General features: G+C 55.6%; 22 protein-coding genes. 9 read left to right on the forward strand and 13 right to left on the reverse strand.

Annotated features, from left to right (window positions below; translation table 11 throughout):
* Positions 1–147: 147 nt before the first annotated feature.
* The gene (locus Pla52o_RS06525; RefSeq protein ID WP_146593793.1) at positions 148–372 is read right to left on the reverse strand and encodes an ORF6N domain-containing protein; all 225 of its coding nucleotides are present in this window, start codon (positions 370–372) and stop codon (positions 148–150) included.
* 230 nt (positions 373–602) lie between these two features.
* Here Pla52o_RS06525 and Pla52o_RS06530 point away from each other — a divergent pair, with 230 nt between their 5' ends.
* Positions 603–1,487: a TIGR02452 family protein gene (locus Pla52o_RS06530; RefSeq protein ID WP_146593794.1), complete on the forward strand. Its 885-nt coding sequence runs from the start codon at positions 603–605 to the stop codon at positions 1,485–1,487.
* Positions 1,488–2,702: 1,215 nt separating this feature from the next.
* The gene (locus Pla52o_RS06535) at positions 2,703–4,538 is read left to right on the forward strand and encodes a serine hydrolase domain-containing protein (protein ID WP_146593795.1); all 1,836 of its coding nucleotides are present in this window, start codon (positions 2,703–2,705) and stop codon (positions 4,536–4,538) included.
* Between the two features lie 252 nt (positions 4,539–4,790).
* Here Pla52o_RS06535 and Pla52o_RS06540 read toward each other — a convergent pair whose 3' ends face one another.
* Positions 4,791–4,976 carry a hypothetical protein gene (locus Pla52o_RS06540; RefSeq protein WP_146593796.1) on the reverse strand — a complete coding sequence of 62 codons (186 nt, stop codon included), beginning with the start codon at positions 4,974–4,976 and terminating at the stop codon, positions 4,791–4,793.
* 491 nt (positions 4,977–5,467) lie between these two features.
* Here Pla52o_RS06540 and Pla52o_RS06545 point away from each other — a divergent pair, with 491 nt between their 5' ends.
* Positions 5,468–7,921: a heavy metal translocating P-type ATPase gene (locus tag Pla52o_RS06545; RefSeq protein ID WP_146593797.1), complete on the forward strand. Its 2,454-nt coding sequence runs from the start codon at positions 5,468–5,470 to the stop codon at positions 7,919–7,921.
* Between the two features lie 132 nt (positions 7,922–8,053).
* Positions 8,054–8,227, forward strand: a complete 174-nt coding sequence (locus tag Pla52o_RS26690) for a hypothetical protein (protein ID WP_197169051.1) — start codon at positions 8,054–8,056, stop codon at positions 8,225–8,227.
* Between the two features lie 83 nt (positions 8,228–8,310).
* On the opposite strand, the gene Pla52o_RS06550 is transcribed toward Pla52o_RS26690, so the two are convergent.
* The 3 genes from Pla52o_RS06550 to Pla52o_RS06560 all read right to left on the reverse strand — a co-directional run bounded on the left by Pla52o_RS06550 (position 8,311) and on the right by Pla52o_RS06560 (position 11,506).
* A complete protein-coding gene (locus Pla52o_RS06550) occupies positions 8,311–8,532 on the reverse strand; it encodes an acetyltransferase (RefSeq protein ID WP_146593798.1) in 222 nt (73 codons plus the stop codon).
* A gap of 458 nt (positions 8,533–8,990) precedes the next feature.
* Complete coding sequence (locus Pla52o_RS06555; protein WP_146593799.1) at positions 8,991–10,016, reverse strand: NADP-dependent oxidoreductase; 1,026 nt, start codon at positions 10,014–10,016, stop codon at positions 8,991–8,993.
* A gap of 119 nt (positions 10,017–10,135) precedes the next feature.
* The gene (locus Pla52o_RS06560) at positions 10,136–11,506 is read right to left on the reverse strand and encodes an NAD-dependent succinate-semialdehyde dehydrogenase (protein ID WP_146593800.1); all 1,371 of its coding nucleotides are present in this window, start codon (positions 11,504–11,506) and stop codon (positions 10,136–10,138) included.
* Positions 11,507–12,172: 666 nt separating this feature from the next.
* Between Pla52o_RS06560 and Pla52o_RS06565 the strand changes: the two genes are divergently transcribed.
* From Pla52o_RS06565 to Pla52o_RS06575, 3 genes are all read left to right on the forward strand, one after another.
* Positions 12,173–13,267, forward strand: a complete 1,095-nt coding sequence (locus tag Pla52o_RS06565; protein ID WP_231612140.1) for a hypothetical protein — start codon at positions 12,173–12,175, stop codon at positions 13,265–13,267.
* Between the two features lie 194 nt (positions 13,268–13,461).
* Positions 13,462–15,054: a glycosyl hydrolase gene (locus Pla52o_RS06570; RefSeq protein WP_146593802.1), complete on the forward strand. Its 1,593-nt coding sequence runs from the start codon at positions 13,462–13,464 to the stop codon at positions 15,052–15,054.
* A gap of 206 nt (positions 15,055–15,260) precedes the next feature.
* Complete coding sequence (locus tag Pla52o_RS06575; RefSeq protein WP_146593803.1) at positions 15,261–16,175, forward strand: CHAD domain-containing protein; 915 nt, start codon at positions 15,261–15,263, stop codon at positions 16,173–16,175.
* A 370-nt stretch (positions 16,176–16,545) separates the two neighbouring features.
* On the opposite strand, the gene Pla52o_RS06580 is transcribed toward Pla52o_RS06575, so the two are convergent.
* Positions 16,546–16,713 carry a DUF1328 domain-containing protein gene (locus Pla52o_RS06580; protein WP_146593804.1) on the reverse strand — a complete coding sequence of 56 codons (168 nt, stop codon included), beginning with the start codon at positions 16,711–16,713 and terminating at the stop codon, positions 16,546–16,548.
* Positions 16,714–17,194: 481 nt separating this feature from the next.
* Between Pla52o_RS06580 and Pla52o_RS06585 the strand changes: the two genes are divergently transcribed.
* Complete coding sequence (locus Pla52o_RS06585) at positions 17,195–17,881, forward strand: hypothetical protein (protein ID WP_146593805.1); 687 nt, start codon at positions 17,195–17,197, stop codon at positions 17,879–17,881.
* Between the two features lie 131 nt (positions 17,882–18,012).
* Here Pla52o_RS06585 and Pla52o_RS06590 read toward each other — a convergent pair whose 3' ends face one another.
* Positions 18,013–19,236: a CNNM domain-containing protein gene (locus tag Pla52o_RS06590; protein ID WP_146593806.1), complete on the reverse strand. Its 1,224-nt coding sequence runs from the start codon at positions 19,234–19,236 to the stop codon at positions 18,013–18,015.
* Positions 19,237–19,856: 620 nt separating this feature from the next.
* Here Pla52o_RS06590 and Pla52o_RS06595 point away from each other — a divergent pair.
* Positions 19,857–20,063, forward strand: a complete 207-nt coding sequence (locus Pla52o_RS06595) for a hypothetical protein (protein WP_146593807.1) — start codon at positions 19,857–19,859, stop codon at positions 20,061–20,063.
* Positions 20,064–20,337: 274 nt separating this feature from the next.
* On the opposite strand, the gene Pla52o_RS06600 is transcribed toward Pla52o_RS06595, so the two are convergent.
* Genes Pla52o_RS06600 through Pla52o_RS06625 form a run of 6 tightly spaced genes read right to left on the reverse strand, consistent with a single transcriptional unit; the run spans position 20,338 to position 22,608 of the window.
* Entirely contained in the window at positions 20,338–20,715 is a 378-nt protein-coding gene (locus tag Pla52o_RS06600; protein ID WP_231612141.1) for an Hpt domain-containing protein, read from the reverse strand.
* 25 nt (positions 20,716–20,740) lie between these two features.
* Positions 20,741–20,944 carry a hypothetical protein gene (locus Pla52o_RS06605; RefSeq protein ID WP_231612142.1) on the reverse strand — a complete coding sequence of 68 codons (204 nt, stop codon included), beginning with the start codon at positions 20,942–20,944 and terminating at the stop codon, positions 20,741–20,743.
* 44 nt (positions 20,945–20,988) lie between these two features.
* On the reverse strand, positions 20,989–21,513 hold the full coding sequence (locus tag Pla52o_RS06610) for a phage holin family protein (RefSeq protein ID WP_146593809.1): 525 nt from the start codon (positions 21,511–21,513) through the stop codon (positions 20,989–20,991).
* A 6-nt stretch (positions 21,514–21,519) separates the two neighbouring features.
* Entirely contained in the window at positions 21,520–21,765 is a 246-nt protein-coding gene (locus Pla52o_RS06615; RefSeq protein WP_146593810.1) for a hypothetical protein, read from the reverse strand.
* Positions 21,749–22,174, reverse strand: a complete 426-nt coding sequence (locus Pla52o_RS06620) for a hypothetical protein (protein WP_146593811.1) — start codon at positions 22,172–22,174, stop codon at positions 21,749–21,751. The genes Pla52o_RS06615 and Pla52o_RS06620 overlap by 17 nt, the downstream gene beginning before the upstream one ends.
* Positions 22,175–22,176: 2 nt before the next feature.
* A complete protein-coding gene (locus tag Pla52o_RS06625) occupies positions 22,177–22,608 on the reverse strand; it encodes a CsbD family protein (protein WP_146593812.1) in 432 nt (143 codons plus the stop codon).
* Between the last annotated feature and the right edge of the window lie 241 nt (positions 22,609–22,849).

Below are 22,849 nucleotides of genomic sequence, written 5' to 3' on the forward strand. Positions count from 1 at the left end.
GGCGCAAGTGGTAAGTTTCCTACCCACAAGATGGAATTTGAATGACAAGACTTCACTCGGCAATAATGACGCCGCCATATTCGGTGACTGCCCAAGGAGGCGTTCGGCAGCCGCCGTGCCTGGAACTTGCGGTTTCTGATTGCAACCTCAAGCCATCAAACTCAGCGTTCGCCAGTTGAAATGGGTGTTTTCGCCAGATCGGATGGTGTTTCGCCTGACATACTGATTCAGCCGTTTGGTTGAGACACCGTACAGCTTTGCAAGCTCGGTGTCGTTAAAGACCCGCTCGGCTCGTATTCCGAAAATCAAGGACTCGATGCCAAGCAGTTCGTGGTTGTTCCAAAATTGGGATGAGTTGAGTTGCGATCCCATGATTGTGGACTAAGCAAGGTCGTATCCGACCCTGACGGGTCGTCGCTGATCGCTCGGAACGTCACATTAAGTCGGGAGGGATTTTCCGCAACTAAAACGCAAAGATCGCGGAGCGATCAGCGACATTGATGCTAAACTTTCGTGCTTGGAGCTTCTTTCAAGAAGCAGCTTTCGATGCGAATGGCCGGCGAGTCAATTCGGATTTATCTCGTCGATGACGAGGAGAGGTGATGAGTCGTTTGCGTTTGAACCCCTGTGTCGATTCGGATGATTTGGCTCGCCAGCATCGACGTGTGCTTGGGATACGTTCCGAACTTGCCGAGTCGCTGGGATGCTCGGCGCTCCAAGCGATCGAGAGGGGCCAATACCTGACCGATCATGGGTGGGTCGATTGGTCGGCGGAAATCAAGGCAGCCGAAGCGGCCAAAATCTCCATTCCGCCTGATGCTCTTCTGCCGAACATTGCACGGCGATCACAGGGTGACGCGAATGTCGAGACGCGGGTGAGCGTCGCCAACGAAACGACGCTGGCCGCCGCTCACGCGCTGGTCGCCGATGGGCATCGTCCGTTGGCGCTCAACTTTGCCAATGGCGTTGAGCCTGGCGGTGGATTTTTGCGGGGCGCGACCGCACAAGAGGAAACGCTTTGCCGATCCAGTGCGTTGTACGCCACGCTGGTGGGCGATCCGATGTACAACTTCCACCACGCCAACGATCCGGCCGCTTCGAGCGACTGGGCGATCCTCTCGCCGGACGTGCCGGTATTCCGTGACGATGCAGGCATGGAATGCGAAAAACCGTGGCCGCTTAGCTTTCTGACGTGTGCGGCACCGTACGCGCCGGCGATCGGGCGTACGGATTCAGAGAAGATGCTTCGCGGTCGGATTCATCGTGTGCTTGCGATCGCCCGAGCCTATCAATACGAATCGCTAGTCTTGGGGGCTTGGGGATGTGGCGTGTTCGCCAACGACCCGCTGCAAACGGCAACGGATTTTCGCGAAGCACTCGAGCGGGAATTCGCTGGAGCGTTCGAACGTGTGGTGTTCGCGATCACAGATTGGTCGGACCAGCGAAGGTATCTGCGCCCGTTCTGCGAAGTCTTTTCAGATGCGTAAGGTGCTGAGTAAGGCAACGGCTTGCGGGGGTTTGGATCGGCAGGAATGACGCTGCCGCTTGAGGCCTGTGATGGGGGGCTCGTAGCTGTCGTGGGGTAATGGCGAAGCCTTGCGGCAGTCCTGTGGTTAGCGGCGGGAACCGGACGCTGACGTGATGCGGAGTGATCAAATCAATATGCCGCTGAATACTCTGCTCCAGCCAAGCAACAGGGAGCTTTAGCACACTCCACTACGTTTGAGCATTTTTAGTTTTGGTGTGGGTGGTGTCGCCCGAGGGTGGCCCGCGTTCTTGCGAACGCAGGTACAGTTTGAATGTCATGTCATTTTTGGAAATGCGATAACGCGATGCCGACGGATGAAATGAATATGCCGCTGAATATTCGTTCCCAGTCGAGCAACAGGGAGCTTTAGCAAGCTCCACTACGTTTGAGCATTTTTAGTTTTGATGTAGGTGGTGTCGCGCGAGGGTGGCCCGCGTTCTTGCGAACGCAGGTAGAGTTTGAATGTCATGTCATTTTTGGAAATGCGATAACGCGATGCCGACGGATGAAATGAATATGCCGATGAATATTCGTTCCCAGTCGAGAATCAGGGAGCTTTAGCAAGCTCCACTACGTTTGAGCATTTTTAGTTTTGGTGTGGGTGGTGTCGCCCGATGGGGGACCGCGTTCTTGCGAACGCAGCTACGTTTTGAATGCCATGTCATTTTTGGAAATGCTCTAACGCGATGCCGGCGGATGAAATGAATATGCCGCTGAATACTCTGCTCCAGTCGAGCAACAGGGAGCTTTAGCAAGCTCCACTACGTTTGAGCATTGTTAGTTTTGATGTAGGTGGTGTCGCTTGACGGTGGGCCGCGTTCTTGCGAACGCGGGTACAGTTTGAATGCCATGTCATTTTTGGAAATGCTCTAACGTGATGCCGACGGATGAAATGAATATGCCGATGAATACTCTGCTCCAGTCGAGCAACAGGGAGCTTTAGCAAGCTCCACTACGTTTGAGTATTTCATATTTTGGTGTGGGTGGTGTCGGGCGACGGTGGACCGCGTTCTTGCGAACGCAGCTACGTTTTGAATGCCACGTCATTTTTGAATATGCTCTGTCGTCGGTCTCAGCATCACTTTGTCCGATTTCTTTGCTTGGCTGCTGTTCTTGTGGTCATAATGCGCAGACTGATCAAGGGCACACAAATTGGGTTTGCGGGAGATGTTTGATGGTAACGACAAGCATTGTGTTGGCGAAACGCCGTCGCAGCGGGCTGCAGGCAATTTGCTTAACCGCGATCTGTGCTGCGCTGGTTTGCGGAATCCCAGGGACTGCCGCAGAGACGACCGGTTCAGAAACGACGGCTCACGAGGATGCTCCGCAGTTAACGATCGAGCAAAAACGAGCGGAACGTCGCGAGTTCCTGGAGCAAACACTGATTACGGCCAAACCGAGCAGTTGGATATTTAAGCTCGATGCCCCGCCCCGGATCGTGTGGCGAGATTTGCAGACGATCCAGCGATTGGGCGGCCCCACGGAGATCCATGTCCGCTGGTTCGATGCCGAGCTAAATGAGTTTCCCCGCCCCCAGCGATCGGGACGTTGGATTGCTTGGATCGAAGGGATCGCACCGAACGGAACTCCGCTGCGGCGGGCGTTCACCTTCTATGCGATGCCCGATCCGTTGCCCCAATTAGACTTGCCCGATCTGACGGTCGCGTTGCCGTATTTCCCTGGCCCCCGAGCGCCCGCCGTCCTTAGGGAGCACCAGCAGGAATTGGTCCAGCTTGCCAAACAGACGCTTGCCACGTCGATCATGGACAGCGAAGCAGGTGCCATTTTGGTTGCCGGATTGGCCGAGCGTGAACCGCTGGGGCGACCGGCCCGCTTTGTCGAATCCTTGGCGGTGCTCAGTGACGACTATCATCTGAGCCTAAAGCTCAAGCTGCAAAATCGGCGGCCTCGTCCCATCCAACCTCCGCGTCTTCGCGAGACACCGGCGACGTCATTGCACGCAGGACCTTTAGCCGAAGCCGGCATGCGGCCCGATGCCAAAACCAGGATTGACGAAATTTGCCAGGCATGGGCGGAGGATACCGGCGAGCCGTTCGTGACGCTGGTCGCACGCAATGGCGTGATCGTGACTCATCAAGCCTACGGCAGCGATTCAAATGGCGATCCGATTTCGCTGGACTACCGATGCTGGGTCGCTTCGATTACCAAGACGGTGACCGCCCTGCTCTTCAGCTTGTTCCTCGATCAAGGCTTGATCGACATGGATGATCCGCTCTCGGAGGTGTTTGTGGACTATCCCAAAGACGATCGACACGTCCCGACGTTTCGCCAATGTTTCAATCACACCAGCGGCTTGTCAGGGCATAGTGAGCACGGCGGCATGCGTGATCCTCACCTGGAAAATCGCGTGCTCAATGCGATCGATGTGAATCAGCCGAACGTTCGATATCGTTATTGTGGTTTAGGCTATGAGCTTGCCGCGAAAGCGATGGAACTCGTCGCCGGCAAGAGTGCGGTGCGGGTTTATCAGGACCATCTGTTCACTCCGCTCGGCTTTGACGATGTTCCGATCGGTAACGCCAGTTCCGATGGGGAGTTTACGGCCCTGGAACTCGCTGTCTTGGGGCAATGGATTGCCAATCGGGGCAGCTATGGTGAGCTGCAATTCATCGCACCGGCGACGTTCGACCGTCTGCTGCCGCAACCCCTGATTGTCGCGGACCATGGCTATGTCATGGATGAAGGCATCGGGCTGCATTGGGTTCGACATAAAAAAACGGGAGCGGCCGCCGGCGCAGCACCCGAAGACGAATTGTTGTTTAGCCCCCGTACACTCGGGCATGGCGCGTTCTCAGGGTGCATCTTCGTGATTGATCCAGAACAGCAATTGGTGATCACGCAAGTTCGCAAGCAAAGTGGTGCGCGGCACGCTGCGTGGTCGGCTCGCTTTTTCCAGACGATCGCTGAACAAATTGAAACCACGCCAACGGCGGTGGACCGACGCTCGTCGGGAGACGAGATATCGCCGAGCGGCGTTCACGCCGAATAAGCCTATGCCGGAAATTGGGATCAGCCCCGACAAGATGTGATATCTACTTAGGTGGATGCCAGATCAGGCGTACCTCTGACGAGGAGTTTCCCGGCATTTCTCCAAAATCATGTCGATCTCGTCGAACCAAAGGTCCAACCCAGTGCTCTCAAGTTCCTGTCGATAATGCTCGATCACGGTTTGCATCTGGTTTGGCTCGTTTTCGCTCGTATTACTCCTCATCATGTTGGTTCGTAATGTCTTGGAAATGGTTCAGTCGTTCCGTATGCCGGCGGCATTGGTCAACGCCGCTTCCCATTTCTGCGGAGCGGCTTCTTTCAACCCGCGATAAAACTCGAAGGCCTCCTGCAAATTCGACAGCACACCGCGGCAGTCGATGATGTAGCCGAAGTCCTTGCCTTCACACAAACGATTCACGCAGGCAATCGCTTGCAGCAACGTGTGATCCTTCAACGGCCGAGTCAGATATCGAATGCGAACTCGCGAACCTTCTGCGCAGCCATGTTCCGCTGATCCGCGGTCGAGCGGTTTGAATACCACGTCCTGTTTCAAGCTGCTTTAATGTCGCTTGTACGTACCCGGCGGCGAGAATTCTTCGTCGGCTTTAGCCGCGGGCAAAGTCGCGTACCGTATCCGCCCGCGAATCACGCCAATCCACGAGAATGACGGTGCGATGATGCGCGGTCGGGGCTAGTGTTCTAATTTTGATGTGGTTTGTGTCGCCAGACGAAGGTCCGCGTTCTTGCGAACGCAGCGACGACTGGGATCTCTCGCTGAATGACCCGGGTTGCGGAAGCCTCGATGGGAATGATCGGGGGCAATGTGCTGATCATGCGTAAGTGATATAGTTGACCCTTCTGAAGTTTTCAACTATCCGCCGAGGGCGAATCGTCCCTACCGGCAGACACGAAACGGAAGTTCAACGGCAAATGCGAGACAAGGTCCGGTTCGATATTCAATTACTCCTTCCCGGACTCCCCGACGAGCATGATGCGTGCGCTGACCGATTGAGCGAATTGATCGTTGCCAATCAAGGAATCGAAAAGGCTCATGTTCGCGATGGTGAGTTTTGCATCCACTTTGATACGAGCAAAATCTCTTTCGACAAAGTCCGCTCACTGGTGACCACGGCAGGTGCGGAACTGGGATCACGTTATGGTCACCTGCTGCTAAAGTCCTCACCGATGTACGCGCGTCACGCGCGAACGATTCGCGGACGCATGGCAGCGATCCGGGGTGTTGTCGACGTGGGTGTCGCGGTTGACGGAATCATTCGGATTGAATTTGACAAACGCATAGCCGATGAGTCGGCCGTACTGTTCGCAATCTCCGGCTTGGGAATCGCTGTCGAGCGGCTACCAGCCAAGCATGTGCCCGCGGCGGTGGAGGAAGAACCGAAATCGGTCCAGGCCGAGGCGGAGAAACATGATCACAAGCATGGTGGAGTCTTCGGGGCCAATACGGAATTGATCTTTGCCATTCTCTGTGGCGTTCTTTTGCTGGTCGGTTGGATCCTCAGCATCACGACGGATTTGTCGCCTGGTGTCTTGCTTCCCATCTATTTAGCGTCTTATTTCTTTGGCGGCTACTATACCGTCATCGAGTCGATTCAAAAGTTGCGCATCAAACAACTGGAAATTGATTTCCTGATGCTGTTCGCCGCGGTCGGAGCGGCGGTACTCGGAAACTGGGCCGAAGGCGCCCTGTTGCTGTTTCTGTTCAGTCTCAGCCATTCGCTCGAACACTACGCGATGGGGCGTGCGCGGCGAGCGATCGAAGCCCTTTCTGAATTGGTACCCGAGACCGCCATCGTTCGGCGCAATGGAACCACGCAAAGTGTCCACGTTGACGATTTGATTGTGGGTGACGTTGTGATCGTCAAACCGAACGAACGAATTGCGGTGGATGGTTTTGTCATCAAAGGGGAGAGCAGCGTTGACCAGTCTCCCATTACCGGTGAGAGCGTTCCGGTCGATAAACGTGCGGTCGATGACGTCGATGCGGCGGTAGAAGCGATACGCAAACTTCCCGCGGAACATCGAGTTTTTGCGGGCACGATCAATCAAAGTGGTGCCCTTGAGGTGCAAGTCACTCGCCCGGCAACCGAGTCGATGCTGGCGCGAGTCGTCACGATGGTCCACGAAGCGGAAACGCAACAGTCCAAGACGCAACGGTTTGCAGAAAACTTTGAACGAGTCTTCGTGCCGATCGTGCTGGCCAGCGTTGTCGCACTGCTGTTTGCTTGGGTTGTCGTGAACGAACCGTTTTCCGCGTCGTTCTATCGCGCCATGGCGGTGTTGGTGGCGGCCAGCCCCTGTGCGCTGGCCATCTCGACACCGAGCGCCGTGCTCAGTGGTGTCGCCAGAGCCGCTCGGGGCGGAGTCCTGATCAAAGGCGGGGCACCGCTAGAAGACCTGGGCCGTGTCGTTGCAATCGCGTTCGACAAGACAGGAACGCTAACGCAGGGCCGTCCACGGCTGACCGACATCGTGCCGACCGAGAATTCGACCCGAGCGGAGCTGTTGGAAACGGCCATCGCAGCGGAAAGTCTCAGCGATCATCCGCTGGCCGCCGCGATTGTTCGCGACGGGAAAGAGGCATTGGGATTGGCATCGGGGCAAGACCTACCTCATGCTGAAAATCTACAGAGCATCACCGGTCGTGGACTTTCCGCCGACATCGATGGTCAAAAAGTCTACATCGGCAAACGCCATTTGTTTACCGAAGTTGCCGGTGCACCCCTTCCTTCTTCGATTGTCGAAGCAACCGACCGCCTTGAACACACGGGCCGCACCACGATGATCGTGCGGCTGGGTGATCAGTACCTTGGTGTGCTCGGCGTGATGGACACGCCCCGCGAATCGGCCAAGACAACGGTGACGCAATTGCGCGAGCTCGGCATCGATCGGATGATCATGCTCTCGGGCGACAATCAGATCGTCGCCAACGCCGTTGCTCAGGAAGTGGGGATTGACGAAGCCTGGGGCGATTTGATGCCGGTCGATAAAGTCGATTCGATCAAGCGTCTTCGTGGCGAAGGCGACGTGGCTATGATTGGCGACGGCGTCAACGATGCACCGGCAATGGCTCACGCCACCGTCGGTGTCGCCATGGGAGCAGCCGGTTCCGACGTGGCATTGGAAACCGCCGACGTCGCCTTGATGGCCGACAGCCTGAGCAATCTTCCCTTCGCGATCGGACTTAGCCGCGCGACCAATCGAATCATCAAGCAAAACTTGTGGATCAGTCTCGGCATGGTCGCGATGCTTGTTCCCGCGACGCTCTTGGGGCTTTCCATCGGTCCGGCCGTTGTGCTTCACGAAGGTTCCACGATCGTCGTGGTACTTAACGCGCTCCGTCTGCTGGCGTTCAAGAAGCCATGATCGTAATCAATCGGAATGCACCGCCTTGAACGGCTGCACGTGAACCTCGATGGCCGATGGCGGCATTGGCGTGGTTCCTTGGCAACTAAACTCCCCAAGAGGGCCTGGTTGCTCGAACGGAGGTCGACACGAATGTCGCATTGGGATCGATTGGTTTATCCCGTCTCGTATGCACGTTGGTCTGGATTTATGGGCATCCTTGTGCCCACGGTTCGAACCGTCGGCGTGTTGGATTTGCACCAGGGTGCACCCTCGTTTTCATTGATTCAAGAACAAGCTCGCCCGTCGCGTAATGACGACATCTAGAGAGCTAGCGAGCCTCGGGGGGCGAAACGGAACAAGGTGAAGTGTGCTATCGAGCACATCGGTAAACTAAGCATAGGGGCAAACTACCCCGTACGTTGTCGGAGTTGGTAACTGGCGTCGACCCAACAACGCGGTAGGGCTTCCCCGGAGGGGAACGTCAGATCCGACTTGTCGAACGCCTCCCTGTCTTGCTCCTCCTCGCCCGCTTGGCGATGCCCCGCAACGCTCGTTTCATGCGGGCTAGCCAGTTTACTGAGCTCATCGACGCGGATCAGATTTCCGGATCGCTTGTCTTTCATAAACATTTGATTGGCTCCTAAAGGCGTATTGGCTATAAACCGAGGTGCGATTCTTGCGGCGATGGAGAGCGCCGATGAACGATTCGCATGATTGTGTGGTACTGCGTCGGCGAAGCCACCGATGCAACTTGCATTCCGAACTCTCGCCCCTAGAGAGGCTCTCTCAACGGGACCACTTTCGGGAATCAGCAAGACATCCCTCAAACAAGTTCCAAGCTTGCCGTGTGGGGTGTTGCTGGGTGTTTCGATGTTGGGGCCACAGAAACGTCCCCCGGCTCCGATCCGACGTCGCGAATGGCGATGGATAGCAGTGAGCATGATTTGCTTCCGGCTCGATCGTGACGCAGACAACGAAGTGAAGAAAGGCAAACGAGGGCGTTTCGAGTTGTGGGGTTTTGGAAAAGCGGGAATTCCAGCGATTGAAAAGACGCCACTTTGTAGTCGTCCTCCAATGCGACGCAGTGCTATTGGATGTGCACCAGCGACTTGCCGAGATTCTCGCCTGAGAACAAACCGATGAACGCCTTCGGTGTCTCTTCCAATCCCTCACGCACGGATTCCTCCCACACCACGTTGCCCGATTTGATCAAGGCCGACATGTCTTTTAGAAACTCATCTTGATCGGACATGTGATCGCGAACGATGAAGCCTTGCATCCGTATTCGTTTGGTAATGATTTTGAATAGGTTGCGTGGAGCGACCGGAGGCTTCGTGGCGTTGTAGGTAGAGATCATTCCACATTCGACACAGCAGCCGAAATCGTTCATCTGTTCCAGTGCCGCTTCGAGATGCTCGCCACCGACGTTGTCGAAGTAGACGTCTATGCCTTCGGGAGCAAGCTCGCCCAATGCTTTGGTGAGGTCGTTGGTTTCTTTGTAGTTGATGACTTCGTCGACTTTGGCTTGTTCACGCAACCAGTCGATTTTTTCGGATTTGCCCGCGCTGCCGATCACGCGGCAATCATTGGCTTTGGCGATTTGACAGACAATTGATCCGACCGCCCCGGACGCTGCCGAGACGAACACCGTGCTGCCCGGTTTCAGCTTGGCGATTCGCTTCAATCCCACCCAGGCCGTCATGCCGGTCATGCCCAGTACGCCCAAATAGGCCTGGGGCGACGCCAATTGTGGGTCGACTTTTACGACCCCCGCTCCGCTGGATTTCCAGTAGTCTCGCCAACCGAGGTTGCCGAGCACGTAATCGCCCTCGGCAAACCGATCGTGGCGCGAGGCAACGACCTGGCCCACGCAGCCCCCTTCGAGCGGTTCCCCCAATTCAAACGGGGCAACGTAACTGTCGCCCTCTTTCATCCTACCTCGCATGTAGGGATCGACCGAGATCCATTCATTTTTCACCATAAACTCGCCATCGCCGGGCGGCGACAACTCGCGGGTCACCAGCTCAAAATTGGCTTCCGTCGGAACCTCGTCGGGACGCGAAGTGAGTTGGATGGTTCGAGCCGTGTATTGCTTCTGTACTTTCGTGGACATTGCTTGCAGCCTTTTGAGTGTTGAGTTAGAGATCGGTTTGCTTCGTTGACCGAGGCGAGTGAATGCCGCGGAGGCATTGAACGCCCTGGTTCGAGAGTATGCATCTTCACGGAGCCCGCCTAACGTTTCCCCAAATGGATCAGCTTTTTGTTGACAAACTCGAGGATGCCTAGGTGAGAGAGTTCGCGGCCATAGCCAGAGTTTTTGATCCCACCAAAAGGCAATTCGGCTTGAGAGCGGGTGGGTTGGTTGACAAACATCATGCCCGTTTCGATTTGCTCGGCGACTCGACGTCCTCGTTGGACATCATTGGTGTAGACGCTGCCGCCGAGTCCATAGGAAGAGTGGTTCGCCAGTTCAATCGCTGCGGCTTCGTCCTTGACGATGTAGACGCTCGCCACGGGCCCGAACAATTCCTGATCGAACGATGGCATGTCCGGCGTGATTCCGGTCAGGATCGTAGGGTTAAAGAACGCTCCTTCGCGGTCGGGCCGATCGCCGCCGAGTAAGACGGTGGCTCCGGCATCGATCGTCGCCTGCACTTGCTCTTGTAACTGGACGGCCGCCGCTTCGCTGGACAACGGGGCTAAGGTGGTCGCTTCGTCCATCGGGTCACCCATCGTGACGTTCGCCATTTGTTCTTTGAACTCCGCCAAAAACTCGTCGGCCACCGCTTCGACGACGATGAAACGTTTCGAGGCGACACAAGATTGTCCGGCATTGACCATCCGTCCTTTGACGGCAAGTTCGACCGTTTTTGCCAAATCGGCGTCCTCCAAGACGATGAAGGGATCATTGCCACCGAGTTCTAACACCGAGCGTTTCAGATTTTTTCCTGCCACGGCGGCCACGGCCGCGCCGGCCTTCTCGCTGCCCGTTAGCGAAACACCTTGCACTCGCCGGTCCGAGACAATCGCTTCGACGAACTCCGTCGGGATGAATAGATTGGTGTAGACTCCCTCGGGAAGCCCGCAAGCGGTAAATAATTCAGTGATCGCTTGGGCACATTGTGGCACATTGCTGGCGTGCTTCACCATCACCACGTTGCCCGCCATGATGTTCGGGGTAGCAAAACGTGTGACTTGATAAAATGGAAAGTTCCACGGCATCACGCCCATCAAGACACCCAGCGGAGCATATTGGATGTAGGCATCCACCCCCTCGAGTTCCATCGGCTGATCGGCCAGAAACGTTTCCGCTCCGTTGGCGTAGAACTCTGAGATCTCTGCACAGTATTCGATTTCCCGTTGGCTCTCGGAGATCCGTTTTCCCATATCGAGGGTGATCAATCGAGCGAACTCATCGGCTCGTTCACGCAATTGACTGGCAAACTTTAAGATGATGTTCTTGCGATGATCGAACGAGGTTTGCCGCCAATCGCGGAAGGCGTCATCCGCCTTTGCAACCGCCGCCATCGTTTCGTCCTTCGACAACGACTCAAAGGTTTCCAAGGTCTTGTTGGTTGCTGGGTTGATACTGGTGATGGTCATGGTTGGCTACCTTTGGATTGTGGTTGGGTTTGAGCATCGCTTACGCTGGTCACTTGATTGCAGCATCGCGCCAGGCGATCTCAATTGGGACGAATATCAACAGCGGCGATTGCAATGAGCTCAAAGTCAATGGGCTCAATCGTCCCTGTGGCGGTGGGTATGGCGTATCAGCCCTGTTCACAACAGGCTGAGCCCCAAAGTGAAACGCGTCCTGAGTTGATTGAGTTGAACAGCGTAGGAAACGGGGCAAATCGCGTGCCGCGGTGCTGTCGTTGGTGCGAGTGGCGGTGGGTGAGACCGGTACCGCTGAGTACCGGACGGGGTGTTCGCTGAGCGATCAAGGTGGCCGCCGATCCTCATTGCTTCGACGAGATCTCGCGTCACGACCCGCAGGGCTCAAATTAGCGAATCTGGGGTTTCGGAGTGACGTCGAAATCGTGTCTGGATCTGTGATTAAACACTCTTAAGAAACAACGGTGTGATCGATCGAGTTCACGATCGGTTCGTGTTTCGACGAAAACGATGCGCGGCACGTAAGCGGATGTTTTGTCGGGTTGTGTCGCGAGTTGGCATGGTGCTTGCGTTTTTTGGGAGGGCATCGGGCGCGACCTCGTCGGTCGCAGCTTTTCACTCAAACCGAGTCAATTAAAAATTAGGAGAAAAATGATGACGAAGAAACGATTGCTACTGGCGAGCTTGATCGCAGCGACCTGTTGCACGGTACCTTTGGCGACTTCCCGCTCCGCGAACGCTGACGAGAGTGCATCCCGTTTCTACGAGGACGATGCTTGGTACGATGTCAGCGAGTGGTTTGACGGCAACGATTACAACCCAACCGATGAGGCGATTGGACGCTGGGACAACGAAACCTTCGAGTACGCCGATAATCGAAGTAGTACCGATCGCGACAATGACCGAGTCGACACACGACAAGCGAACAACGACGACTACGGTTTCTCGGATCGTAGCGGCGACGATGAACGTTGGTTCTACGACTACTACGATGACGGCTCAGGTGTTTGGAGCCAATCGGACGGATGGTCGTCGTACGCGGTCTACGATGACAGCGATGACGATGGTATCTACGATCGCTACGTGTACTATCGAGATACCAACAACGACGGGATCTACGATAGTTTTATCTCTTACAGCTTCGACGCATCCGACGACCAGGACTCGCAAGCCAAGTCGAGCGGTAACCACGAACCCAAAGCGATGAACGCGAAGCTCGAGGAAACCTCCGGTACGATTGAGCAAATCAAGCAGGTGGATGTTCGTGGTAAAGATCACACCGTGGTGCAGTTGAAGGACCGCAACGGGAAATCGCTGGCGGTCGACCTCGGTCGAACGCAAAACACAACGGAGTTGTCCAAGGGCGACTCGTTGACGGTTAGCGGGCATCGTGTGAAGGTGGGCGACAAGCCTATCCTAATTGCCACCCAAGCCCAATCGAAAGCAGCGGAGTTGGCGATTGATCGTTCGGGTCGGGAATATACCGGCGAAGTCGCTAGCACACGCGAAGTGACCGTCCAAGGCCAGCAACATCTGATGGCCAAGATCATGACCGCCAATGATAAGAAATTGTTAGTGGATTTGGGGCCGAAAAAACAAGTGTCCGATCTGCTCGACAAGGGGCAATCGATCACGGTCAAAGGGATCCCAGTCCAGGTCAAGGATCGCGTTGTCTTGATGGCCCAATCGATCGAGCTTGGCGACAACCACGCTGAGATCAAGCGGGTCGCGACAAAACCCAAAAACTAGTTCGTGACGACGCGAAATCGATTGAACATGGTGGTCCACCGGCTTCGGGGGACCACCTTTTTTGATGGGTTTAGGATGCCCGGGGGGGATGATTTTGCTTGTTCAAGGTTTACACTTGGTACGCTAGGATCCGGTTGATTCCGAGCGTGGCCCGATGTTCCCCCCCCCGAAGTACTCCAATGAGTGAGTGAGCGATGTTTTCCGAGACCGATGGCAGTAGGAAAGCGATTGGCGATGTGGATGTTTTATTCCATGATGGTTTGTACCATCTGTTTCATCTCGTGTTGCCAAATCACGATTTCATCGCTCACGCCGTCAGCACCGATGCGTTGAATTGGCGGCGAGTCAATAACGCGTTGTTCATTGGGGATCCCGGCAGCTGGGACGATCTAATGTTGTGGACGATGCATGTGTCCCCCGATCCGCATCATCCCGGTCGCTGGCGAATGTTTTACACCGGGCTCTCACGTCGCGACCAAGGAAAATACCAGCGGTTGGGGATGGCGACGAGCGAGGATCTTTACGATTGGCAAAAGGCCCCCGTGCACTGGGAAGACCATCGTGGACCGCGGGATCCACAGCTTGTCAAAGAGGCGGTACGGCGAAGTCGGGCGCGGGTTGCCAGCAGTCGGCATGCGATGTTTGATTCGGACAGCTGTTTTCCTCTGGAGCCGGACCCGAACCATTACGAAGCCTCGCTCTCCGAAGGTCGGCACTGGGTCAGCTTTCGCGATCCCTTCTTTTTCCATGATGGCAAGGAGGGGTGGTTGTTAGCGGCCGCACGCGTCAACCATGGTCCGATTGTCCGCCGCGGTTGTGTGGCGTTGATGAAAGAAGTGGAACCCAATCGATTTGTGGGGCAACCCGCCCTGCACCACCCTCGGTTGTACGATGACATCGAAGTCCCCAACTTGGTTTGTATGGGGCGCGACCACTATTTGATCGGCAGCATTCGTGAAGACGCCAAGATCCGCTACTGGCATACCGATGAAATTGGCAAACCGTGGCAAAGCTATCACGATAATGTCCTGGTGGCACAAGGCAATTACGCAGGCCGCGTGTGTCGCGATGAACAAGGGTGGCTACTATGGAATTTCTATTCGATGAACTTAGCCGACCGCACGGCTGAGAATTTGATGCCTCCCCCAAAGCGTCTGCGCAAAAATGGGGACGAACTGCTACGTGCGACCACGTTCGAAGGGATCTCCGACTACGTACGTGAGACGGTCGATTCGCGTTGTATCCATAGTTTGATCGACGATGTTGCGCCGCAAGTCCAGCAATGCCGAATCGATGATGGCCACCTGGATCTCGCTTGCGACAGCGGATTTCAAGCGTTCTTGTTTGATGAAACGCTCGATCACTTTCGTTTTCAAGCAACCTTAGCGATGCACGGGCTGGGGAAATGTGGGCTGCTGTTTCGTATCGATCCCGAGTCGCGCGACGGCTACTACCTTTCGCTTGACCTTTTCAAAGGGATTGCCCAGTTACGGGCATGGGGAACCGGTGCGGAGGGAAGTGGCGAGTTGATGATGCAGTTTCGTTCGCTGCAATCTGGATTCTGGTACTCCGAGTCTCGTAGCGAAGCGTCCGTTCAGTTGATCGCTTTCGGCAGCTATATCGAGTTGTCGATTGACGGCCGAGTAGTCTTGTCGCTGGCGGACCGTTGTTTTCAAACGGGTCAAATGGGAGTTTATCTCGAAGCCGCGGCACTACGCGTTTCGGACGTCCATCTTGTGCGTCTGGGATCGCCAAGCCAACCTGACGATCACTTGGCTAGCGGTTGAGGTGTGGGGCTCCGACCTTCACGACGAGCATGATTCACGACGAGCATGGGGCCTACATCATTCAAGCACGGCGACGCGGTCGGTGAGTAGAGATTTTGGGGCTCCCCAACGGAGTTCGGGTTATCATCGAGGGTAGCGTTCGTCGCCTGGGCGTCCCGCCAAGGCTGCGGCGAATAGGTTGTGTACCCCATCGTTGACGAAATCTTATGCCTTTTCGTTTACTTCCCCGCGAATCTGTGATTGAATCGGTGCGACGAATTGCGGCCGAGCAAATCGATAAAGCCTGCGATGAGATCGATGATCCCAGGCGACAACAAGCTAAAACGGTTCATCAAGTTCGCAAGCGATGTAAAAGGCTGCGTGGGCTCGTTCATTTGGTGCGTCCCGCGATGGGGCGAACGTACCGAACAGAAAACGCATGGTTCCGTGATACCGCTAAGCGGTTGGCTGCCGCGCGTGACGGCGAGACTGCGTTGGACACGTACGACAAGCTTGTTGAGCACTTTTCTCCGCAAGTGGATCGCAGCATCTTTGACTCGATTCGCCAGCGTTTGACGTTGCAACGCAAACACTTGCGAAGCGATGCCGTTGGCGAGCAACTTGTTGGGGTGCGAGACCGGTTAGCAGAGGCCTTAGAGCGTATACCGAGCTGGCAACTTGATCGTGATGGTTTCGCCGCTGTGCGATCGGGGCTAGGACAAACCTATGGCCGAGCGCGTGATTCACTGGTCCAGGTTCGCAAACATCCGACACCCGAAGCATTTCACGTGTGGCGAAAATGGGTGAAGTATCACAACGACCACTGCGCGCTATTACGTGGGCTTTGGCCCGTGGTGATCAACGCACGCCGTGGTGAAGTGGATCGCTTGGGAATTTGGCTTGGTGAAGATCACGACTTAGCGGTGTTGAAAGACCGAGTCGGGAGTTTGTCAAACGAGGTTGCCCAGCGCAATGATGTGAAGACGTTATGCGGATTGATTGATCAGCGACGACAACAGATTGAGTCCACCAGTATTTCATTGGGGTCTCGTGTGTTCGCCGAGGAACGCAAGGCGTTCGTAAAACGTCATCGGCGCTATTGGAAAGCCTCGTATGGAAACCACGTAGGCCGATGTGAATGATTGTCGATTTACGCGGCACGGTTCTTTAGTAGGCGAACGCTCCTAAGCAGGGAGGCAGGAATGATTGGTTGAAATCCCATTAGCTGCTTGGTCGTTAGCCCCAGACCGTGGAAAAAGCCTTTGGGACAAAGCCTTCAGGACAAAGATCGCGGAACAAAAATGTCTTCACGAAATGCTCTGTCCATACCGAAGATTTAGCGGTCCAGCGTTAGCCCCGGTTGAACCGTGGCTAACGCCAAAACGGCTAATCAACCGAAAGACTCCTGCCTACCTGCTTAGGAACGTTAGCGAAGCGATTCGCGAAAACGCGATTAGCCGCTTAGACGCTCCCTGAAACGGCTTGTTTGCCGAATGAAGCTCGCTTGGCCGCTTACACCGAAGGGCCACGTCGACCCAACACGAGGCTGACAATGAACAGCACCAAGAACACCACGAACAAGACCTTGGCAATTCCAGCGGCGGTTCCTGCGAGGCCACCAAAACCGAGTGCAGCGGCGATCAATGCGATCACAATAAACGTTAAAGCCCAACCTAACATCGTAGTCTCCAGTCACTGGATTGAGTTAATTGTTGCGTGCCCGTTTTGGGTGCGGAGCATGCGTTGAATTCGTTGAGGATGTATCGATAGCGATTGCTGTGCCACAGCCGATGAAACATACGATTCGGTGGGAAAAAGCGATGGTCATTGGTAACGCTGAGCGAGTAGCGATCACCTTGGTTGATGACGATCCGAAGACGCCCGTTTTGAGGTGCGTTGTTCACAAAACGAAGTGTATCCGCGACCGAAGCGATCTTGACGTCGTCCCTTGCGGCCCCTTTCGAGCGTGTCGCTTTCAGGCTCAAGAAGCGGTTGGCCCGAGTATCAAGTCACTTGAGTTTTGTGGGACCGACTTGGTGGCGAATCGAGCCACATCGATGCGTTGGGATGTTGCCCTCGCGGCACCAGCTCGCGATGATGACAGGCAATGGCTTCCCCTAATGCCATTTACGCTTCCGTCGCGAACCGAAAGTTTTGACGTATGACATCCTCTTCCTCGTGGTTAATTCATCAATGGGTCGTTGCTGGGATCGTTTCATCGGCATCGCGGTTCGTCCCGATTCCCTTTGTCGACGATGTGATTCGCGAAAAATGTCGCTGGTTTGTTGTCTCTCGCACGTTGGCGGCGCATCAGCAGAGCGAGGCGATTGAGGCGTTGAAGCCGTACTACTCTAGTAGCGGCGATTCGCTGCGGGGGTGTCTGTTGGCGTTCATTCGTATGCCGCTCAAGGTGTTACTCTTTCCGATCCGAAAACTGGTTGCCCTGGTAACCTCGATTCACGGCGTGCCGTTGGAAATCATGCGAATGGTTCTCGTCGGTCGTACGTTGGACCGTGTGCTTCGCGATGGGGAGGTGCCCCCGACGTCAGGGCAAGCCGCGCGGATGCGGTTGGCATTCGACGACACGTTCACGCACATGGATTTTCGGGTGATTCGGGCCGCAATGTCGGATTCGTTGTCGAGCGTTAGCGGATGGAAGGCGGCGGCAATCGCGAGTGCGAAACAAATCTTGGGGCATGAAAAACGGTCCGATGAGACGTTGACGACCGAGTCCCAGGTTGACACCGGAGCGGAGCGAGTCCAAGCGGTCCTCGAACGTCCCGAAACGCTCGAATTGTTTGCCGAGTTTGATCGACGTTTTGATGCGGCACTAAGTCGTCTGAATTGAACGCCGTTGTCGCAGTCTGCGGGGCGTGGGGACGCTCCTTTTGCCTACTGCGGACACTCGGTTGGCCAATGAAGGCTCCGTTCTCGTCAGGCTGCATTTTGGCGGCCGATTTGATGATCGTACAAAGGACGTTAGCGAACCGTGTCGTCACCAGACTCGGGGACATCGGCATCTCCCGTTGTGGATGCGTCGGGTGAGGGTGCTCGCTCGTTGGCTGACGCTGCGCGATCGGCGGTAGACGCTGCGTGGCCGTTGGTCGAATCAGTCAAGGAAGGCTCGGCGTGAGAATCCCGAGCGGGTTTGGGCGGCAGACTGTCCAGGTGATTTTTCCGCCGTTGCTCCCATCGTTGACGCGCCAAGGCTTGCATATCGACATTCGCATCCTGTTCATCGACGATTTCCATTCCCAATAGCGTTTCGAGTACATCTTCCAACGTTACGATGCCTTCCAAACCGCCAAACGAGTCGACCACGATCGCGAGGTGTGAGCGTGATTCTACGAGCTGGTCCAAGGCAACCATAATGCTCTCATCCTCGTGGATCCGTTGCACCGGTCGGGCGTATTCACGCAGCGGCTTGTCGGTGACGCCCGAAGCGATCGCAGCTAATAGGTCGTTGCGCAACACAAAACCAGTGACCACGTCGCGCCGTTCTCGATACAGCGGAATACGCGAGGCCCAGGCTGTCTTTACTTCGTCGGCGATGGCGGACAACGGTTGGGACTCTTCTAAGGCGATCACCACGGTGTTGGGCGTCATGATCTCTTCGACCGTGATCGACTCGAGTTTCAGCAGGTTGCGAAGGATCCGTGACTCGTAATGTTTCAACAACCCCTCGCGCGTCCCCAATTCCGCGACGGCAGCAATTTCGGCACGCGTGACCAACCGTTGTTGTTTGTTCCCGGCTAACCAGCGAGTGAGATGTTCGGAGAGCCAAACGAAGGGTAGCATCAACGGAATCAATTTCTCGATGGACCACGCGATTGTGCCTGCCATTTGTCGCCAACGCAACGCTCCGATCGTCTTGGGAATGATCTCGCTGAAAACCAAAATCATGAGCGTCAACACCGCGCTGATGAGACCAAGGTAGTGATCGCCATAGATTCGTGCCGCTTGAGCGCCCACGCCCGCTGCGCCTACAGTATGTGCAATCGTATTCAGGCTGAGGATCGCAGCGAGGGGGCGGTCGATGTTCTCTTTCAAGCGAATCACACGCTGGGCGGATCGCGATTTGTCAGTGCGCCGCTCGGCAATGTAACTGGGGGTGATCGACAACAAGACCGCTTCGGCAATCGAACACAAAAAGGAGACGCCAATTGCAATCGAGAGGTAGGTGATCAGAAGGAAATAGTCCATGGTCGCACTAACCTCGATTGTTTATACCAAGAGCGGTGTGCCTGCGCGATCGCAGGCCAAGTGACTCTAGGAGAGGGTTCAGGGATGAGAGCCAAGCGAAACACGTTTAACCGACAATGATGATGAATACTAGCACCCGTTGGGAGTATCAATCAACTTGATCTCTCCAATCGCGGCGAGCTTGAGCACCCTGTTCCGCATCTACGGAGCGTCGAGGCCAGGTGACAAAAACGACGCCAAGGCAGGCGGATCCGATGGCACGCCGCACTCATCACAACGCGTCGCGGTATGGCAGGGCGGCGGAGAAGATTGCCGCGAGCTCACCGCTGCCATTCTAGTTCCGATTCGCCCTGAATTCCTGCTCCGGCTTTGTGCAATCCGTGCGCCAAGGATTCACGTCCCAAGGATTCAAATTACGGTGAGCCAGCGTCGCGGCGGTGATACATCCTGTTCTACTTTCGAGCCTCGCGTTGCGGCCGCCTGGTGGATCGATTGGGGTTTGTTCACTCTCAATTGACATCATGGCGCAATGTTTGCGGAGTTAGCTAACCGTTTCCAAGGACGAACGCGAGTTGTTCGTCCGATCGTTACCGCTCCCTCCGCTTACCACCGTGTCCCGCATGACTACTAAAAGATCTAACGTTGAACGGGTAACCCCCGAGCATGACAACTCGACGGTCGAAGAAATCAAAGAAGCGCTCACCGACGACCAGCACTCCATCGACGAACGAGCCCCAGGATCACCGTTCACGCTGGTTGCGCTCAGCTACTTGGGCATTTTGGCGTTGGCTTGTTTAGTGATCGCCGCGTTCTTGTGGCTGACCTGAGTCTGGCTTGCCGGGTTTGTTCTAACGGGCTTGTTCTACCTGGATGGGCTTATGCGGCCTGGCTTGCGGGGATTAGCATACCGGTGGAGACATCGCACCGTTTCGTTGCACGATGGTGCACCCGGTTTATTCGGGGTTTGTCACGCATGAGAAGGAATTCACCGCGATTGCACGTTCACGCTAAGATTAATACGCGACGTGTGTCTTGCAACGACGCAATTCATTTAGCGTCGGCGTGCGTGTGGCAATCGTGTGAACTTGCGTGGCAGCGGGATTAGCTTTCTTCGGTCAGCTCTTTTACTTGCGACACGAGTGTATCCAGACTCGGACGCAGCTTATTGAGCATCGCCGTGGCTGTCCTGCCTTGCCCCAGTCTCGCTTCGTCGATCAATTGTTGGAGTTCCTCGACCGGTGTACCGGTCTCGAAAGTACTAAGCAATCCTTTGAGTGCGTGAGCGCTCTTCGCCGCCGCATCGAGTTGGTTTTCGTTCAGTTGGGTCTCCAGCTTAGCCAACATAGGTGGCGCGTCCTCGGCGACGATTTGGGCGAGCATGATCAAAATCTCCTCGTCCCCTCCTACACGTTGGAGTGCAGCAGTAAATCGGGTGCGCTGTGCTTTGCTGAATGCGGTCATCACAAGTTCATGCTTCAATTCGAGGTGTCGATCAGAACGCGTCCTACGGCTTCAGTTTCCAGCCCACAATGACTCCCAAGGCGAACGCCCAACAGGCGGCCACATCGGGATTGTCTTTCGCGTACGACTTGGCAAGACCAAATAGATCCTGAGCCGGCGCTTGAACGTAGTGTTTGGCGGCATCTTGAGCCATTTCGCCAGCGTTCGAGGCAACGCGATTAGCGGTTTCTTTTGCGTGCTGTGACATCGTATCTCCCTGTGGGTGTGGTTTGGGGGTCGTCGACATTTGATTTACCTCGGAATGGGTGAGTTGCGTTGACGGGCGGGGCTTGCGGCTGAGTCCCAGGATGAATCGGGATACTCCGCGGGCTCATCATCGGGAAACGATTCACGGCGGATTTGATTTCTCGGCGATGTGTCCGGATTGACCAGGGTTGCCTTTAGCCAACGCAGGTTCTCGCTAAATTCGGATTTGCTTTCGCTCATCGCCGCGGCGGCGGATTGTAACGCCACCGCGGCGATCCAGCCCAATAGGGCGACGATTGAAAAGAATACGCCACCGGCAATTAGCAAGGCACCGCCGTTGGAAAGCTGGGTCATTTCTGCGAGCAAAAAAGCGGTCCCAATCATCACCACGGTAAGCGCCGATCCGGCCAACGTCGCGGCAATGCCGCCGCAAATGGCCGCGCGGACGAGCTTACGCTTCGCTTCCTGGGCGTCAACGGATAGCAGTTCCCATTGAAGCTCAAACAAGTCGATGACATCTTGGCTGAGCCGCTGAAAGCTCGATCGTGGATTACTTGTCGGATTTGACATTGTGATTTACCAAGTCTTGCGTTTGAGGAGCCAACCGAGTGCCACCCCTGTCGCGACGGCGGCAACCACCGCGATCGTCGGGCTCGTCGCGATGGCATCATGAAGCCGTTGAGGCAATCGATGTTCCTCACGACGGATGGCATGCATGTGAGCCCGCTGCAGATGCGGTGACTCGTCGTGGACACGGTCTTCCGCCGGAGGGTGTTCCACATAACGCGGGTTTCCGGGACGTTTTTCAGAAGGTGCGATCATGATATTCTGTGGCTCGATCTTTAATGGACGGATACAGTGAGTGATACTTGCTTGAAAACGCATGCGAGATCTGAGTCGTCGCCATCGTGGCCGCTTGCCGCAGTAACAACGTTGCGACCGCGCCAGCGATTCCGCCTAGAACCCCGCGTGGCGCGGGGGCATCGGGCGCGGATTGGCGTTCCACTACCACCGGATGGGATCCGCGTTTGCCAGGAACCAACATGTAGCCAAGCACCGTCGCGGCGGCTAGGATCGGCCAGGGGTGCCGTGCCATGTGGTACTTCCAATCCGATAACTGCTTGACGCGTTGCCGCGCGTCATCGACATCGTAGGGAAGCTCGCTGCGGATTTCTCGCATGCGGACCCGAATCGCCTCGGACTGCTTGCGGGTTGCTAGGGTGGTTGCCATGACTATTTCTTTCGGCCCATGAACAGAATTGCCCCTGCTGCGATGCCGAGGCCAAAGGCGATCGCCAACGACTCGCCGGGGCGTTTACGAACGGTTTCATTTACGGTTGCCGAGAGATCTCCCGATTGAGCGGCAAATCGCTTGGCTTGATCTCGAGCGTATTGCCCTGCATCAGACGCCATCTGTTGAGCGGCGTCACTGTATTGTTGGACCTTCTGGGCGGCTTGGTCTCCCATGCTGGCACCGAACAGGCTATCGATAAACTTTTCAACCTCATTGCGCGTGGCACCCGTTTTTTGTTGGACCACGCCGACCAATCGGTCCGTGGAACCCTCGGCGCGCCGCAGGTCATCATCGGTCAATTGCGCCCAATGTTCCTTCAGACGCCCCTTGACCTCGTTCCAGTGACCGCGGATTTGTTCTCGATTTGCCATCGCTATCTCCTGTGTGCGTTTGGTTCGTTGTGCTCGCGTTTGTGCTCGCCTTGTCGCGGCGAATACAACGAGTGGAAATGAGCATATGCACGTGACGTGCCATAACCTGTGATCCCAACACACAAACCAGATTCTGAAGCCAATCTCGGCATGGAACGCACTATTTGTGGTCGCCAACGCACCAAAATGCTTGGCTAGCGATCAGCAAGGATTTTAACGACGCGAATCGACGCCAGAATGT

The sequence above is a fragment of the Novipirellula galeiformis genome (assembly GCF_007860095.1).
GTDB lineage: Bacteria > Planctomycetota > Planctomycetia > Pirellulales > Pirellulaceae > Novipirellula > Novipirellula galeiformis.